At 43.8% G+C, this 14813-nt stretch carries 16 protein-coding genes; all 16 read left to right on the top strand.

The annotated features are described in order from the left end of the window. The 16 genes from LM917_RS17245 to LM917_RS17320 all read left to right on the top strand — a co-directional run bounded on the left by LM917_RS17245 (position 1) and on the right by LM917_RS17320 (position 14585). On the top strand, positions 1-855 hold the full coding sequence (locus LM917_RS17245) for a 3-hydroxyacyl-CoA dehydrogenase NAD-binding domain-containing protein (protein ID WP_232698876.1): 855 nt from the start codon (positions 1-3) through the stop codon (positions 853-855). Further along, entirely contained in the window at positions 842-1597 is a 756-nt protein-coding gene (locus tag LM917_RS17250; protein WP_232698877.1) for a 3-hydroxyacyl-CoA dehydrogenase family protein, read from the top strand. The genes LM917_RS17245 and LM917_RS17250 overlap by 14 nt, the downstream gene beginning before the upstream one ends. After that, a complete protein-coding gene (locus LM917_RS17255) occupies positions 1594-2793 on the top strand; it encodes a thiolase family protein (RefSeq protein ID WP_232698878.1) in 1200 nt (399 codons plus the stop codon). Before LM917_RS17250 ends, LM917_RS17255 begins: the two co-directional genes overlap by 4 nt. 24 nt (positions 2794-2817) lie before the next feature. Next, positions 2818-4017 (top strand): thiolase family protein, encoded by a 1200-nt coding sequence (locus tag LM917_RS17260; RefSeq protein WP_232698879.1) that lies wholly within the window; start codon positions 2818-2820, stop codon positions 4015-4017. Between the two features lie 11 nt (positions 4018-4028). Further along, positions 4029-4445 (top strand): thioesterase family protein, encoded by a 417-nt coding sequence (locus LM917_RS17265; RefSeq protein WP_232698880.1) that lies wholly within the window; start codon positions 4029-4031, stop codon positions 4443-4445. A gap of 143 nt (positions 4446-4588) precedes the next feature. Beyond that, positions 4589-5422 (top strand): phenylacetic acid degradation operon negative regulatory protein PaaX, encoded by an 834-nt coding sequence (paaX, locus tag LM917_RS17270; protein WP_232698881.1) that lies wholly within the window; start codon positions 4589-4591, stop codon positions 5420-5422. A gap of 122 nt (positions 5423-5544) precedes the next feature. Then, entirely contained in the window at positions 5545-6423 is an 879-nt protein-coding gene (locus tag LM917_RS17275; RefSeq protein ID WP_232698882.1) for a branched-chain amino acid ABC transporter permease, read from the top strand. Then, positions 6423-7442, top strand: coding sequence for a branched-chain amino acid ABC transporter permease (locus LM917_RS17280; protein ID WP_232698883.1), 1020 nt, complete (start codon positions 6423-6425; stop codon positions 7440-7442). Before LM917_RS17275 ends, LM917_RS17280 begins: the two co-directional genes overlap by 1 nt. After that, the gene (locus tag LM917_RS17285) at positions 7439-8221 is read left to right on the top strand and encodes an ABC transporter ATP-binding protein (protein ID WP_232698884.1); all 783 of its coding nucleotides are present in this window, start codon (positions 7439-7441) and stop codon (positions 8219-8221) included. Before LM917_RS17280 ends, LM917_RS17285 begins: the two co-directional genes overlap by 4 nt. A 7-nt stretch (positions 8222-8228) precedes the next feature. Next, positions 8229-8966, top strand: coding sequence for an ABC transporter ATP-binding protein (locus tag LM917_RS17290; protein ID WP_232698885.1), 738 nt, complete (start codon positions 8229-8231; stop codon positions 8964-8966). 33 nt (positions 8967-8999) lie between these two features. Continuing rightward, positions 9000-10193 (top strand): ABC transporter substrate-binding protein, encoded by a 1194-nt coding sequence (locus LM917_RS17295; RefSeq protein ID WP_232698886.1) that lies wholly within the window; start codon positions 9000-9002, stop codon positions 10191-10193. Positions 10194-10427: 234 nt separating this feature from the next. Then, complete coding sequence (paaA, locus tag LM917_RS17300; RefSeq protein WP_232698918.1) at positions 10428-11417, top strand: 1,2-phenylacetyl-CoA epoxidase subunit PaaA; 990 nt, start codon at positions 10428-10430, stop codon at positions 11415-11417. 24 nt (positions 11418-11441) lie between these two features. Then, positions 11442-11780 (top strand): 1,2-phenylacetyl-CoA epoxidase subunit PaaB, encoded by a 339-nt coding sequence (paaB, locus tag LM917_RS17305; protein WP_232698887.1) that lies wholly within the window; start codon positions 11442-11444, stop codon positions 11778-11780. A gap of 2 nt (positions 11781-11782) precedes the next feature. After that, the gene (paaC, locus tag LM917_RS17310) at positions 11783-12616 is read left to right on the top strand and encodes a 1,2-phenylacetyl-CoA epoxidase subunit PaaC (RefSeq protein WP_232698888.1); all 834 of its coding nucleotides are present in this window, start codon (positions 11783-11785) and stop codon (positions 12614-12616) included. Positions 12617-12629: 13 nt separating this feature from the next. Continuing rightward, positions 12630-13121 (top strand): 1,2-phenylacetyl-CoA epoxidase subunit PaaD, encoded by a 492-nt coding sequence (paaD, locus tag LM917_RS17315; RefSeq protein WP_232698889.1) that lies wholly within the window; start codon positions 12630-12632, stop codon positions 13119-13121. Between the two features lie 21 nt (positions 13122-13142). Then, complete coding sequence (locus LM917_RS17320) at positions 13143-14585, top strand: NAD-dependent succinate-semialdehyde dehydrogenase (protein WP_232698890.1); 1443 nt, start codon at positions 13143-13145, stop codon at positions 14583-14585. Positions 14586-14813 lie beyond the last annotated feature (228 nt).

Below are 14813 nucleotides of genomic sequence, written 5' to 3' on the forward strand. Positions count from 1 at the left end.
ATGAATGAATATCGAGTTGGCGTGATCGGGGCAGGCACGATGGGCGCAGGGATTGCTCTCGTATGCGCCAGGCAGGGATATAGCGTAAAGCTTTTGGACGCCAATGAGGAGACACTGGAAAGAGCAAAACAATATTTTCACTCAACCTTAACCAAAGATGTGACGAAAGGAAAAATCAGCGAAGAGCAAAAGGCAAAAACCATTCAGTTGATTAATCCGATTGCTCGAATAGAAGAGTTACATGATCGGACTATTATTGTGGAAGCAGTGCCTGAGCGTCTCGAATTGAAAAAATCGTTGTTTCAGCAACTTGCAAAAATCTGCTCGGAAAAGACTCTTTTGCTGAGTAATACGTCTTCCATTTCTATTACAGCGATTGCTGGGAGTCTGGCTCATCCGGAGAGAGTACTTGGACTTCATTTCTTTAACCCGGCACCTGTTATGCCATTGGTAGAGGTGATTCGGGGCAAACAATCCTCGGAAGAGAACGTACAAGCTACTTATCAATTCGCTAAGAAGCTCGCTAAGGTTCCCGTAATGGCAACAGACACACCAGGCTTTATTGTAAATCGTGTAGCACGACCGTATTATAACGAAGCCCTTCGTATTCTCGGAGACGGTGTGGCAGAAGTAGAACAGATAGATCGCATCATGAAGCGCGCAGGTGGCTTTAAAATGGGACCGTTTGAACTTCAAGATATGATCGGAATTGACATTAATTTTGCAACAACGCAAACCGTGTTCCAGGACTTTTTCTATGAAGGAAGATTTAAGCCAAGCCGAATTCAGGAACGTATGGTACAGGCAGGCAACTTGGGCAGGAAGACAGGTGAGGGATTTTATGACTACAGCTAATCAAACCATTTTATTGGTAGGAGAAGGACCACTCTTCGAAGAGTTACATTATTTGATGACGAGCAATCAGTATCAGGTGATTGATTTGAAGATGGCAGAAACCGGCACGTATCAAGTGAAGCTGGCGCTGGAAGTAATGAATACCGATCTGGAAAAGAAGAAGGATTCGATCGTGCAACTGGACCGTCTCCTTTCTCTGGAAGTTCCAATTGTAACAACGTCACTTGCGATTACGGCTACGGAGGTAGCATCCTGGACCAAGCATCCTGAGCGGATTTGTGGTTTTGGAACATTGGTTCCGCTAGTGGAGCGGGAGCTGATCGAGATTGCTCCGGCATTACAGACAGCGGAGGAAATTACTCCGCAGGTAACAACATTCTTTACAACACTTGGCAAAGAAACAGAAGTTGTCGTAGATGAGGTAGGACTGGTATTTCCTCGTATTTTATCCCTCATCATTAATGAAGCAGTATTTGCTGTAATGGAAAAAACCGCGACTGCTGAAGATATCGACATCGCGATGCAAAAAGGAACCAATTACCCGCAGGGACCACTTGCTTGGGCTGATCAAATTGGAATCGATGAGATTTATGCCATAGTGAATGGGATTCATCGGGATCTACGAGAAGAGAGATACCGTCCGGCTCCTCTCCTCAGAAAATTGGTATTAGCAGCTCGTACGGGCAAAAAGTGTGGACAAGGATTTTATCTGTATCCGCAGGAAGAAGGAATCAGAGTATGAGACAACAACTGCGTGATGTATATGTAACTGCTGCGGTTCGGACACCTATCGGTAAGCTAGGAGGAGGTCTGTCAGAGGTTCCCATTGATGATTTGAGCGCTCTGGTTATGAAGGAAGCCGTCTCGCGTGCCAACCTTAATCCAGAGTACGTAAATGAAGTCATTATGGGGAATGTGATTTCGGCTGGTCCCTTCATTAATATAGCCCGTGTCGGATTATTGAAAGCAGGTCTCCCTGAATCAATTCCTGGATTAACTGTGAATCGAGTATGCGCTTCTGGTCTGGAAGCCATTAATCTGGCTACGCAATCTATTCAAACAGGTCATAGTGATGTCGTTCTGGCAGGTGGCGTGGAGAATTTGACTCGTTCCCCTTACATTATGGAAAAATTCGAGCAACCGTACCAACGTGGTGGTAAGACACTGATTGAATCCTTTGGAGGTCCACGTTCTGCACCTGTTAGCCTATATGGAGATTTGACCATGGGAGATACAGCAGAAAATGTAGCCGAAGCTTATCACATTAGTCGTGAAGATCAGGACGCTTTTGCGGTAGAGAGTCAGCGCCGCGCGATTCATGCGATTGATCAAGGCTGGTTTAAAGAAGAGATCGTCCCTATTACTCGGCATGATCGTAAGAAAGGCGAGATTATTTTTGATACAGATGAATATCCAAGACGTGATACTTCATTAGAATCACTCTCTCGCCTTAAACCGGCATTCCGCAAAGGTGGTTCGGTAACGGCAGGTAACTCTTCCGGTATCAATGATGGAGCAGCGGCAGTTGTCCTAATGAGTGCTGACAAGCTAAAAGAACTGAATGCCACACCATTAGGAAGAATTGTTCATTACTGCTCTGTAGGTGTAGATCCACGAGTGATGGGAATGGGTCCGGTATATGCCATCAGTAAATTGCTGGAAGAAACGGGCATGACCATTGATGATATCGATTTGTTTGAAATAAATGAAGCTTTCGCCTCACAATCACTTGCTTGTATCCGAGAATTGAATTTGCCTACAGACAAAACCAATGTGAACGGTGGAGCGATAGCACTTGGTCATCCATTAGGATGTAGCGGTGCGAGACTCTTGGGAACAATCTTGTACGAGCTAAATAGAAGAGGCAAACAGTACGGTGTAGTCTCGCTTTGCATAGGTGGAGGACAAGGATTGGCTACGCTTGTAGAAGCTTTGTAAACATGAACCATGGAGGAATTACTGATGAGAACAGCTGTGATTGTTGATGCCATACGTACACCTATCGGTCGCCATGGGGGAGCATTGAAGGATGTCCGCCCAGACGATCTGGGTGCAATCGTGATACGTAAACTACTGGAACGTAATGAATTAGACCCAACCTTGATTGAAGATGTTATCTTTGGGTGCGCCAATCAAGCTGGTGAGGATAATCGCAATGTAGCACGTATGTCCTCCTTACTGGCGGGACTTCCTGTTGAGGTACCGGGAGTAACTGTGAACCGACTATGTGGTTCTGGCTTGGAGGCAGTAAACCAAGCATCGCATGCCATTAAAGCAGGTGCTGGACAGGTTTACATTGCTGGTGGAACGGAAAGCATGACTCGTGCTCCTCTAGTCATGATGAAGCCTGGGAATGCTTATCAACGTGGGAACCAACAACTTGCTGATACGACTCTAGGCTGGCGTCTTGTAAACAAAAAGATGGATGAGATGTATCCAACAATTAGTCTAGGAGAAACGGCAGAAAATGTAGCGGAACAATATGGGGTAACAAGGGAAGCACAAGATGAATTTGCTTTATCCAGTCAAGAGAAGTATGGGCGTGCGTTTGCTGAAGGCAAATTCGCTAGTGAACTTGTCCATGTAGAAATCGTTGGGCGCAAAGGGGATGTTACGCTGGTCGATACAGATGAACATCCTAGACCTGAAACAACGATGGAGCAATTGAAGAAATTGAAGCCAGCATTCAAGCAGAATGGTTCTGTCACGGCAGGTAATTCTTCCGGTCTTAACGACGGAGCATGTGCTCTACTGATAATGGACGAGGAATTGGCAAAGGAATCGGGGCTTACACCTCGTGCTCGTATCGTTGCATCAGCTGTAGCAGGTGTTGATCCATCTGTAATGGGACTTGGTCCAATTCCGGCAACGAGAAAAGCACTGAAGCTGGCTGGCCTACAAATAGAAGATATTGATTTGTTTGAAGTAAATGAAGCATTTGCCGCTCAAGCAGTGGCTTGTGTGAATGAATTAGGCATCCCTTATGACCTGGTTAATGTGAATGGGGGAGCGATTGCACTTGGTCATCCACTCGGATGTAGTGGTGCGAGAATTTTAACCACTTTATTACATGAGATGGAACGACGTGAAGTGCGTTATGGATTAGCTACGATGTGTATTGGTGTCGGTCAAGGTGTTGCAACAATTATTGAACGAGTGTAGGAGGCGACGACGTGAAACCCGGGATACTAGGAAAAAGCGAAAAATTTTCCATAATAGTGACCGAAGATATGGTGCCTTCCTTCGATGGTGAGATTGTTCATCATGTGATGTCTACCGTCACCATGATCTATTACATGGAGAAAGTGGGACGGTATGTCATCCTCCCTTACTTCGAAGAGCATGAAGAGGGAGCAGGATTTGAAATAAATGTGAAGCATGTGGGACCTGCGGTGATTGGGCAGACTGTTACCTTTCAAGCAACTTGCACAGAAGTCAGAGGAAAACGAGTAATATGTGAAGTAACCGCACATACATCAGAAAACCAAGTGGGAGTTGGGATTTTTACGCAAGCGGTTTTTGTTAAGCAGGAGATGGCAGAAAGACTTTCTTCCTTACAAAAGAAGGTAGCAGAAGGAGAATCAGCATAAGGCTCTAGCATCTTTTCGTTATGACGTTATGAAGACGTAATAGGAAAAACCGTTATAAAAATGCCGGATCGCTGAACTTTTCGCATGGATGTATGGTACAATTTCACAGCGGAAAGTTATGAAGACGATCTGGAGGTAAATGAATGAAGCCACAATCAATGTTATTTACCATTTTTGGTGAATATGTTCGCAACTATGGTAGTGAAATTTGGATCGGTAGTCTCACCAAGTTAATGGGAGAGTTCGGTTTAACTGAACAGGCAGTGCGTGCAGCAATTTCCCGTATGAATCGCCAAGGCTGGCTCGAATCTAGAAAAATCGGAAACCGTAGCTACTACTCAATGACGCCAAGGGGCAAAAAGAGACTGGATGAAGCGGCAGCCCGTATCTATAAGGTAGAAAATACACAGTGGGACGGCAAATGCTGCATAGTCAGCTACAACATTCCCGAAGAAAAGAGAATATTGCGCGATCAGCTGCGTAAAGAACTCGCCTGGATGGGGTTCGGTATGTTAACAACCAGTACATGGATTAGTCCTAATAATCTTACTGATAGGATCAAGGAAGTAACTGAATCTTACGAGGTTACGGATTATGTCGAGATTTTTACTGCGGAGCATCAAGGGTGGAGCAGTAATGAGACATTGGTACAAAAATGCTGGAATATTGATGAAATCAATGCTGCTTATGAAGAGTTTATTCATCTGTATCGTCCAGCTTATGAGGAATTGCTACAAAAAGTAGAGCAAAAAGCAGGGATAGAAGATAGCTTCTGCTTTGTTGAAAAATCAAAGCTCGTCCACGAATATCGCAAGTTCTTGTTTATTGATCCAGATTTACCAGAGGAATTGCTCCCGAAGCTATGGCTAGGAAGAGAAGCAGACCAGCTATTCCAAGATTATTATGCTCTGCTTCATCCGGGAGCAATTCGCTTCTTTGAACATATGTACGAGCCCGCACCCACAGATAAGGCATAAATGAGAGTGTAACCCCAGTTCAACTGCATTGCAAAAGCATCAAGGTACTGGGGGATTTTTTTACTCAAAAAACTTGTAATCGTTTTCATGGTAGGTTGGGAAAGAAGGGGGAGCATCAGCGAATGACAGAATTTATGCAATATTTTGCTAATGGACTAGTAAATGGTGGTATCTATGCGATCGTTGCGATAGGATTCATCACCATTTACAGTGTTAGCAAAGTAATTAACATGGCACAAGGTGAATTTTTAATGCTCGGCGGAATGATTACTGTGGCTTTGATTGGGATGGAACTTCCGTATGGCGTAGCAGCGTTAGTAGCAATCTTAGCAGTAACGTTATTAGGAATCTTTCTTCAAAAGTATATTATTGCAAATGTCAAAAAGGCAAATGCTATAAGTCTAATAATTTTGACAATAGGTTTCTCTACCCTTTTACAAGGGGCTGCCAGCTTAACCTGGGGAAAAGATGCATTCTCGCTCCCTCCTATCACAAATAGTGCACCGCTCTCCATTGCAGGTGTAAACATTGCAATGCAAAGTGTCTGGATTTTGGGAACTGTATTAATTATTCTTGTCTTCCTCTGGTTCTTGATGAGTAAAACAATGCTAGGAAAAAAAATAACCGCATGTTCCATCAATCCAATGGCTGCCAAACTGATGGGAATCAGTCCGGTAAAGATGAGCATGATCGCGTTTGGCATCAGTGGAGCTACGGGGGCAATTGCTGGGATCGTAATCGCACCGTTAAGTGTTACTTCCTATGATGTGGGTGTGCTTCTAGGTATCAAAGGCTTTTCTGCAGCGATCCTTGGTGGGTTAGGTAATCCGATTGGAGCCGCAGTTGCAGCATTTTTGATCGGGATTCTTGAATCATTTGGAGCAGGGTATATCAGTTCTGGAATGAAAGATGCATTTGCCTTCCTTATTCTGATAGCGGTACTAATAATGAAACCTTCAGGACTCTTTGGAGAACGCAGCGTGGGGAAAGGTGGATTGTAATGAAAGTTATTAACAAATGGGGAAAAGGATTTTTTCTATACCTCTTTCTGGTTCTTATCTTTCCTTTTTTACCAATTGATGAGTATTACCGTTCTGTAGCAATTATTATCGGCTTTCATTCAATCGTCACCATCGGGCTATGCTTACTGATGGGACAAGCAGGACAAATTTCGCTTGGACAGGCAGCGTTTTTTGGACTGGGTGCTTATACATCAGCGGTTGTTACCGCTAAATATGGATTATCACCGATGATTGGCTTACTTATTGCGATGATTATTCCAGCAGTTTTTGCCTACGTTTTGGGCAGAGCGATCGCTGGTTTGCAAGGATATTATCTGGCAATGGCAACTCTCGCCTTTGGATTTATCGTACAAATCGGAATAACGGAATGGGAATCGGTGACCGGTGGAGCTAACGGTATGATTAACATCCCACAGATTGCATTTTTTGGTGAAAGTGAACTTCGCATGTATTACCTCGTGTGGGCACTTGTTACCTGTGTTCTGGTATTCTCCTTGTCGCTTCTTCATTCGAGAGTAGGTAGAGCGTTTCGGGCGATTCATAAGAGCGAAGTAGCAGCTACATCAATGGGGATTAATGTACGATCTTTCAAATTGAGTGCATTTATTATTAGCGGTATTTTCGCTGGTCTAGCTGGTGGATTGTACGCTCACTTCATGGGAATTCTTGATCCCCAGCCATTTGGTTTACACGAATCCATCAAGTTTTTGACGATGGTGGTAATTGGGGGGATGACGAGCATCTGGGGTGCCTTAATCGGTGCAGTTGTCATTAATGCAATCAGTGAAATTCTGACTGTGTTAAGAGAGTATATCCCTTTCTTACACGGGGATGTAGATACAATCGTATTTGGTGGAATTCTCGTACTAATCGTCATGTTCATGCCTGAAGGTCTCGTTCCAAAATCGGCAGCATTCCTGCAAAGTATGAAAATGAAGAAAAAGGCAGCTCGCGGTGAAGAGGACGACCAGTCGATGGAAAGGAAGGCTACTACATGACAATGCTTTTAGATATTCGCGGTTTGTCTAGAGATTTTGGTGGAGTTAAGGCAGTTTCTGAAGTCGATTTTCATATGAATACGGGAGAAATTCTGGCGTTAATCGGCCCTAATGGTGCAGGGAAAAGTACCGTTCTTAACATGATATCAGGTGTAATCCCACCTTCTTCTGGCGAGATTTCCTTTGAAAATCAACCGATGCTACAGGTTGCTGGTCACGCGTACGCTAGCCTAGGCATTACTCGGACGTTTCAAAATCTACAGACCTTTGATGATATGACGGTAGTGGAGAATGTAATGGTTGGCATGCATTCAAAAGGAAAATCAAGTCTGTTTGCCTGTGGAATTAAATTGCCAACAGCACGAAAAGAAGAGAAAGAAATGCGCGAACAAGCGCTAAAGTGGCTAGACCTGGTTGGTTTGCCTGATATCTCATCCAGATTGGCAGGGAGTTTGCCATATGGCAAGCTTCGCCTCATGGAAATTGCCAGAGCAATGGTTTCTGGTCCGAAGCTACTGCTACTGGATGAACCTGCTGCTGGACTTAACCATACGGAAACAGCGGAGATGAGCCGTCTTTTTAAAGAGATCAGAAAAAGTGGAACAGCTATCCTTTTGGTCGAACACGATATGGACATGATCATGCAAGTAGCAGATCGAATTGTCGTATTAGACCAAGGTAAGAAAATAGCCGAGGGAACCCCTCAGGAAATTCAGGAGAATAAGAGTGTAATCGCCGCATATTTAGGCGAGGAAGAAGAGGAACTGGTAAAGGGGTGAGACAATCATGGCACTATTACAGGTGGAAAATTTGACGGCTCGATATGGCCCTGTTGAGGTTCTGCATGGGATTAACCTGAATGTGAATGAAGGAGAAATTGTCTCGTTGCTTGGTGCGAACGGGGCAGGTAAGACAACGCTGTTGCACTCCATATGCGGTCTGCACACAGCAAAGGAAGGACGAATTCACTTCAACCAGCATGACATTACTCGTATGCCGGCAGAAGCAGTAGTACCAAAAGGAATGGCACATGCTCCAGAGAGAAGGCAGATTTTTTCAACCATGACAGTTGAAGACAATCTCTGGCTGGGTGCTTCTCACCGTATGGGAAAAGAATCGAAGAAAGATCTGAATATAGAAATAGAGAGTATTTATGAGCGCTTTCCCATTCTTGCAGAACGTAAATGGCAAATGGGAGGGACGCTATCAGGCGGGCAGCAGCAGATGTTAGCTATTGGACGAGCTCTGTTGTCAAAGCCAAAGCTGTTACTCTTGGATGAGCCTTCACTGGGACTTGCGCCGTTAATTGTGAAAGAGATTTTGACCATCGTACAAGAGATACGCGCAGAATGGGGAACAACGATCCTACTCGTGGAACAAAATGCCAGAGCAGCTTTATCCGTATCGGATCGGGCTTATGTATTGAGTACGGGCACCGTTATGCTGGAGGGTCATGCACAAGAAATTGCTAATGATCCTAGAGTTCAATCCGCATATCTGGGGCATTCACATACTGCCATATAAAATTAGCAGCGAATGAAAAAAGGGGGAAGAAAAATGAAGAAGTTGAATGGATTGTTTTATTTCGTACTAGTATTTGCCATGTTGGTAGTCTCTGCCTGTGGGGGAGGAGACAAGCCTAGTGCTAGTGCAGGTGGAGAAGCACCAGGTGCAAAAGACAGCAAGGAGGCAATTAAAATCGGTGCAGTTTTCTCGCTCACTGGACCGAACAGTCCTCTAGGTGTACCTGAAAAACAAGCTGTAGAATTATTGGTGAAGAGCATTAATGAAAAGGGTGGAGTAGGTAACCGTCCAATTGAAGTAATTATTGAAGATGATAAATCTGATAATACAGAAGCGGTTAAAGCGATGAAGAAGCTGGTTAACAAGGAGAAAGTAGTTGCTGTACTTGGTTCTTCCGGCAGTGGTCCTTCTCTTGCTATGGCTGAAATTGCATCCCAAGAAAAAATCAGCCTGATCTCAATGGCAGCGGCAGATCAAATTACGAATCCAACCCGTGCAGGTATCTTTAAGACACCTCACACCGATATTCATGGTACAAAGCGTATTTTCAAATATCTACAAGAAAAAGGTATTACGAAAGTTGCAATCCTGAATGATAGCAACTCTTACGGTAGTGGCTGGACAACGCAATTGAAGAAATATGCTCCTGAATACGGTATTACGCTAGTAGCAGAAGAAAAGTATGGTACGAAAGATCCATCTATGAGCTCCCAATTAACAAAAATTAAAGCAACTGATGCACAAGCACTTATAGTTGCAGGTACCAATCCAGGTCCAGCTACGATTGTAAAAGAAGCGAAACAGTTAAACTTTAATATTCCAATCATCTCTAGCCATGGTAGCGCAAATAGCAAATTTATTGAGTTGGCTGGCGATTCTGCTGAAGGTGTACTTCTTGTAGCTGGTAAGCTGTTAGTTCCAGATCAAATCGATCAAGGCGATGCGCAGGCTATTGTGATCAAAACTTTCGCAGATACCTATAAAGCAGCATATGGTGATTATCCAGATGGATTTGCTGGTTATGGTTATGATGGTCTAAACATTCTGGTAGAAGCTTTACAAGCAACAAATAGCGATCAAACTAAATTAGCTGAAGCATTAGGAAAGGTAAAACACGTAGGAGTAACGGGAGAATTCTCGTTTACGGCTGAGGATCATAATGGATTATCTGAGGATAGTATGATTATGGTAGAAGTGAAAAACGGCGATTTTGTCGTTGTGAATTAATGTAACCTGACAGCCTCGTAATAGCGGAACAAAAGAGTAGTTTTCCCAGATTAAGATGAAGGCTGTTCGTTCTGAAGTTAAAGCAGAAGGAACAGCCTTCTCTATCTGAAAACAGAAAAAGTTATGACTATTGCGAAATCGTATGACACTATGTTATTATAACGTTATAAAAACGTAGCATAATTAAAATGTAATATAAATCAACTCAAGGAGGTAGACTTTATGCAAGCCGAAATGAACCAATCAGGATTAACGCAGACTATTTCTGCCGAGACAATAAACGATCAACAATCTGATAAAATGGAAGCGTTTTTATCCAGAATTGACCGTGGTGAAAGAATTGAAGCAGATGACTGGATGCCAGACGATTACCGTCAGCAATTAATCAAACTGATTACCATGCATGGCATCAGTGAAATCATGGGTGCGCTGCCTGAGAAGGAATGGGTTCCAAAAGCACCGACACTGCGCCGTAAGCTAGCAATCATGGCAAAGGTTCAGGATGAGATGGGACACGGACAATTACTTCTTCGAGTAGCAGAAGACTTAATGGCTCCGCTTGGAAAATCACGCGAAGATATCATGCAAGACTTATTCACTGGCAGATTGAAATTCCACAATGTGTTCCACATGGAAGCTCCAACTTGGGCAGATGCTGGTGTTATTGGCTGGTTGGTAGATGGTGCAGCCATCATTACGCAAACCATGTCACTTGACTCTTCCTATGCACCATATGGCAGAGCACTGCAACGAATCTGTGCAGAGGAAAAATTTCATGCGCAGCATGGTGAGAGCATTGTACTTGAATTAGCAGAAGGAACAGATGCACAACGTCAAATGCTTCAAGAAGCTATTACACGTTGGTGGCCGTCGCTCCTCATGTTCTTTGGACCACCGGAAAATGGCGGTATTACAAGTAACCAGCAATTGAATATGAGATATAAAATTCGTACACAGACGAATGAAGAGCTTCGTCAGGCATTCCTGACCAAGTATGTACCTCGAATTTTCCACTTGGGCTTTACCTTGCCAGATGAAACGATTCATTTCGATGAAGAATCTAAAATGTGGGTGTATCAACAACCAAATTGGGAAGAGTTCAAACAGATTGTTAAAGGAAATGGACCTCGCTCGGCACATCGTTTGAATTTGAGAGAGATGTCATACGAAGAAACCAAATGGGTTCGTGATGCGATTCTGGCATACGGACGTAAAGTAGGGTAGGTGAACAGCATGGAGACAAATAATATGAACGAGAATTTCGATATCTATGAAGTTTTTAGTCAGAAAAATCAGTCATCATCCTTTGCGCATCAGTTCAGTTTACTAGCTCCTAATGCAGAGATTGCTCTGGTCATGGCGCGCGAGAATTTTTTACGTCGGGATCAATGTATAAACATATGGGTAGTGAAGAGAGACCAAATCCATATGACTTCTCCTGAGGAGAGAGGTAACTTAGAAAGACTGGATAATAAAAGCTATCGAGAGACTAAAGGATACGGTGATCTCCAGGCAAGATGGCGTAAGCATAAAGAAGCGTATGAAAGCAAACAACAGCCGAATGTCAGGGAAGCAGGGGAGAGATAACGATGGTTCAGTTTCTACAAGTAGATTCAGCCCAAAAAGCTCAAGAAAATCCGGAATATAAAGCGGCTCTAACAGAGTTGTTATTCCAACTAGCTGATGATGACTTCATCTTGGCCTATCGCGGATCGGAGTGGCTTGGCCTTGCTCCTCATATTGAAGAAGATGTGGCGTTTTCCTCTATGTCACAGGACATGATGGGTCACGCAGTTATGCATTATGAATTGCTCGATGAGCTTGGACTAGGAAAAGCAGATGATCTTGCTCAGCTACGTAAACCGGAAGAGTTCCGCAATGTGATTCTGGCAGAACGTAAAAACGGTAGTGGAGAATATAACGATGCTCCTAAATATGATTGGGCGTATGCGATTGCTCGCCACTTTGTATATGGATCTATCAAACAAGTTAAATTGGAAGCATTACGTGAATCTTCGTATCAAAAATTATCTTTCGTAAGCAGAAAGATGCTGACTGAACACCGATATCATATGATGCATTGGCAGGTGTGGATGAAGCAGTTAGCGAATAGTACAGATGATGCGAAACAAAAACTGGAAGCTGCTCTTGAGAAGGTATGGGTAGATGCAGGCGAATTGTTCTCTTATGGAAAACAAGCAGCTACTATTGTTGGATTCGGCATCGTAGCATCCGAAGAGAGTCTTCGCGAAAAATGGTATGCTAGCATGCAACAAAAATTTACTGAAATCGGGCTGAACTGGCCTGGTGATTTGGGAATACCAGCAGAGAGTGGACGTGATGGTCAGCATACTCCTGACCTCGCAAATGCACTGCAAACATTATCTGAGGTATATGTTCTCGATCCGCAAGCTAGTTGGTAAAGGAGATATCCACATGCCATATGAAATGAGTGCCGTAACCGAAGAAAAGTGCTGGGAGCTTCTGGAGGAAGTAAAAGATCCGGAAATGCCAGTCGTCAGCATGGTGGAGATGGGGATGATTCATCAGGTCAAGGTATCAGATGACATGGTAACTGTGGAAGTCCTGCCTACCTTTGTAGGATGCCCTGCGCTTGATATGATGAAGAACGACATTAGCAATAAGCTGAAAGGCTTGGCAGGAGTTAAGGAAATCAATGTTTCTTTTGTCTACCAACCACCTTGGACATCTGATCGAATTTCTAATGAAGGACGCGAGAAGCTTAAGACACTAGGAATTGTTACACCACCGCCACAACAAGACGATACATGGCAGGTTGCCTGTCCATACTGTGACTCTCCGTATACCCACGTAGAGAATCTATTTGGTCCTGCTGCATGTCGGAGTATTCTGTATTGTCGCCATTGTAAAAATCCGTTTGAAGCGTTAAAACCAATATATGAATAGTATTTGAAGGGAGCGAAGTACATGAGTGATGTATCGAAAATGTATATTAATGGTGAATGGGTTACATCTGAGAGCGGAGAAACAAAGCAGATTATGAACCCGGCAACTGGTGAGCTAGTAGGAACAGCCAGCTTTGGGGGTGGCCAAGAAGCCAAAAAAGCGATTGATGCTGCCCATGATGCTTTCGGCAAATGGTCCCGTGCAGCCGCTCGTGAGCGCTCCAAATATTTGTATAAATTATATGAATTGGTTCGTGATCATCGTGATGAACTGGCAGGAATTATCTCTGCTGAAATGGGTAAACCACTTCGTGAAGCAAAAGGTGAAGTGCTGGGCGCAGCAGATAACTTCTTATGGTATGCAGAAGAAGTAAAACGCGTGTATGGAGAAACGATTCCTTCTTCTATTCCTAACAAGCGCATCATGGTGCTACGTCAGGCAATTGGTGTTGTAGCTGCTATCACGCCTTGGAATTTCCCTGTGAACATGGTAGCACGCAAAATTGCTCCTGCTCTGGCTGCTGGATGTACGGTAGTATTGAAGCCAGCTGAAAGCACTCCGCTTTCAGCGATTCGTCTCTTTGAATTAATCGAGCAAGCTGGTTTCCCTAAAGGAGTCGTTAACCTGGTTGTAGGTGATCCAGTATCAATCGGTAAAGAATTCATGGAGAATGAAAAAGTTCAAAAAATCGGCTTCACAGGCTCTACCCGTGTTGGTAAGCTTCTGATGGAAGGTGCAGCGAAGCAAGTGAAGCGTGTCAGCATGGAGCTTGGTGGTCATGCCCCATTCATCGTATTCGAGGATGCTGATTTGGATGCAGCAGCTGACGGTTTGTTTGAGAGCAAATTCCGTAACACAGGTCAGATGTGTATTTCTACCAACCGCTTATATGTACATGAAAACGTAGCTAGCTCCTTCACCGAAAAGCTGGCAGAACGCTTGAAGAAGGCAAAAGTAGGGGATGGACGTAATAAAGATACAGAAATTGGTCCTCTAGTAAATGAACAAGCGCTAAATAAAGTATTAGATCATATTGAAGATGCAAAAAATAAAGGGGCAAAAGTGGCTCACGGTGGAAACCGTTTAACGGATGGCGATTATGCCAAAGGTTTCTATTGTGAACCAACCGTATTGGTAGATGTTACAACTGAAATGAAAATTTATCAGGAAGAAACATTCGGACCAGTTGTGCCAATGATTACTTTTACGGATGAAGCGGCTGTTGTTGAACATGCAAACAATACGAGATTCGGTCTAGCTGCGTATGTTTATACACGAGACAATGCTCGTTGCTTCCGTATGGCAGAGCTTTTGGAATACGGTATCGTAGGTATTAATGATGGTTCCCCTACACAGACACAAGCACCGTTTGGTGGTTTCAAAGAAAGCGGTATTGGTCGTGAAGGTGGAAAATATGGTTTGGAAGAGTATCTGGAAACAAAGTTTGTATCTTTTGGTGTGTAACAAGTGAAATCCCACTTTTCTATAATGAGCTGTCCCGTGTAGACAGCGTAGGGCTGCTGAGTAATTTCAGCAGCCTTTTTTTCGTAAGATCAGATTTAGTGGGCATGCAGAAGAAGCACATTTTTTGTCTGTGAACTCGTTAAGGTCCCGCAAGGGAGCAAATACTGTCCGCTACTGGGCAAAGAGTGCGGAAAGTGCAAAAGGTAGAGAATGCTACGCAGTATCTCA

Origin of the sequence: Brevibacillus daliensis (assembly GCF_021245735.1) — a bacterium.
GTDB classification, from domain to species: Bacteria; Bacillota; Bacilli; order Brevibacillales; family Brevibacillaceae; genus Brevibacillus_B; species Brevibacillus_B daliensis.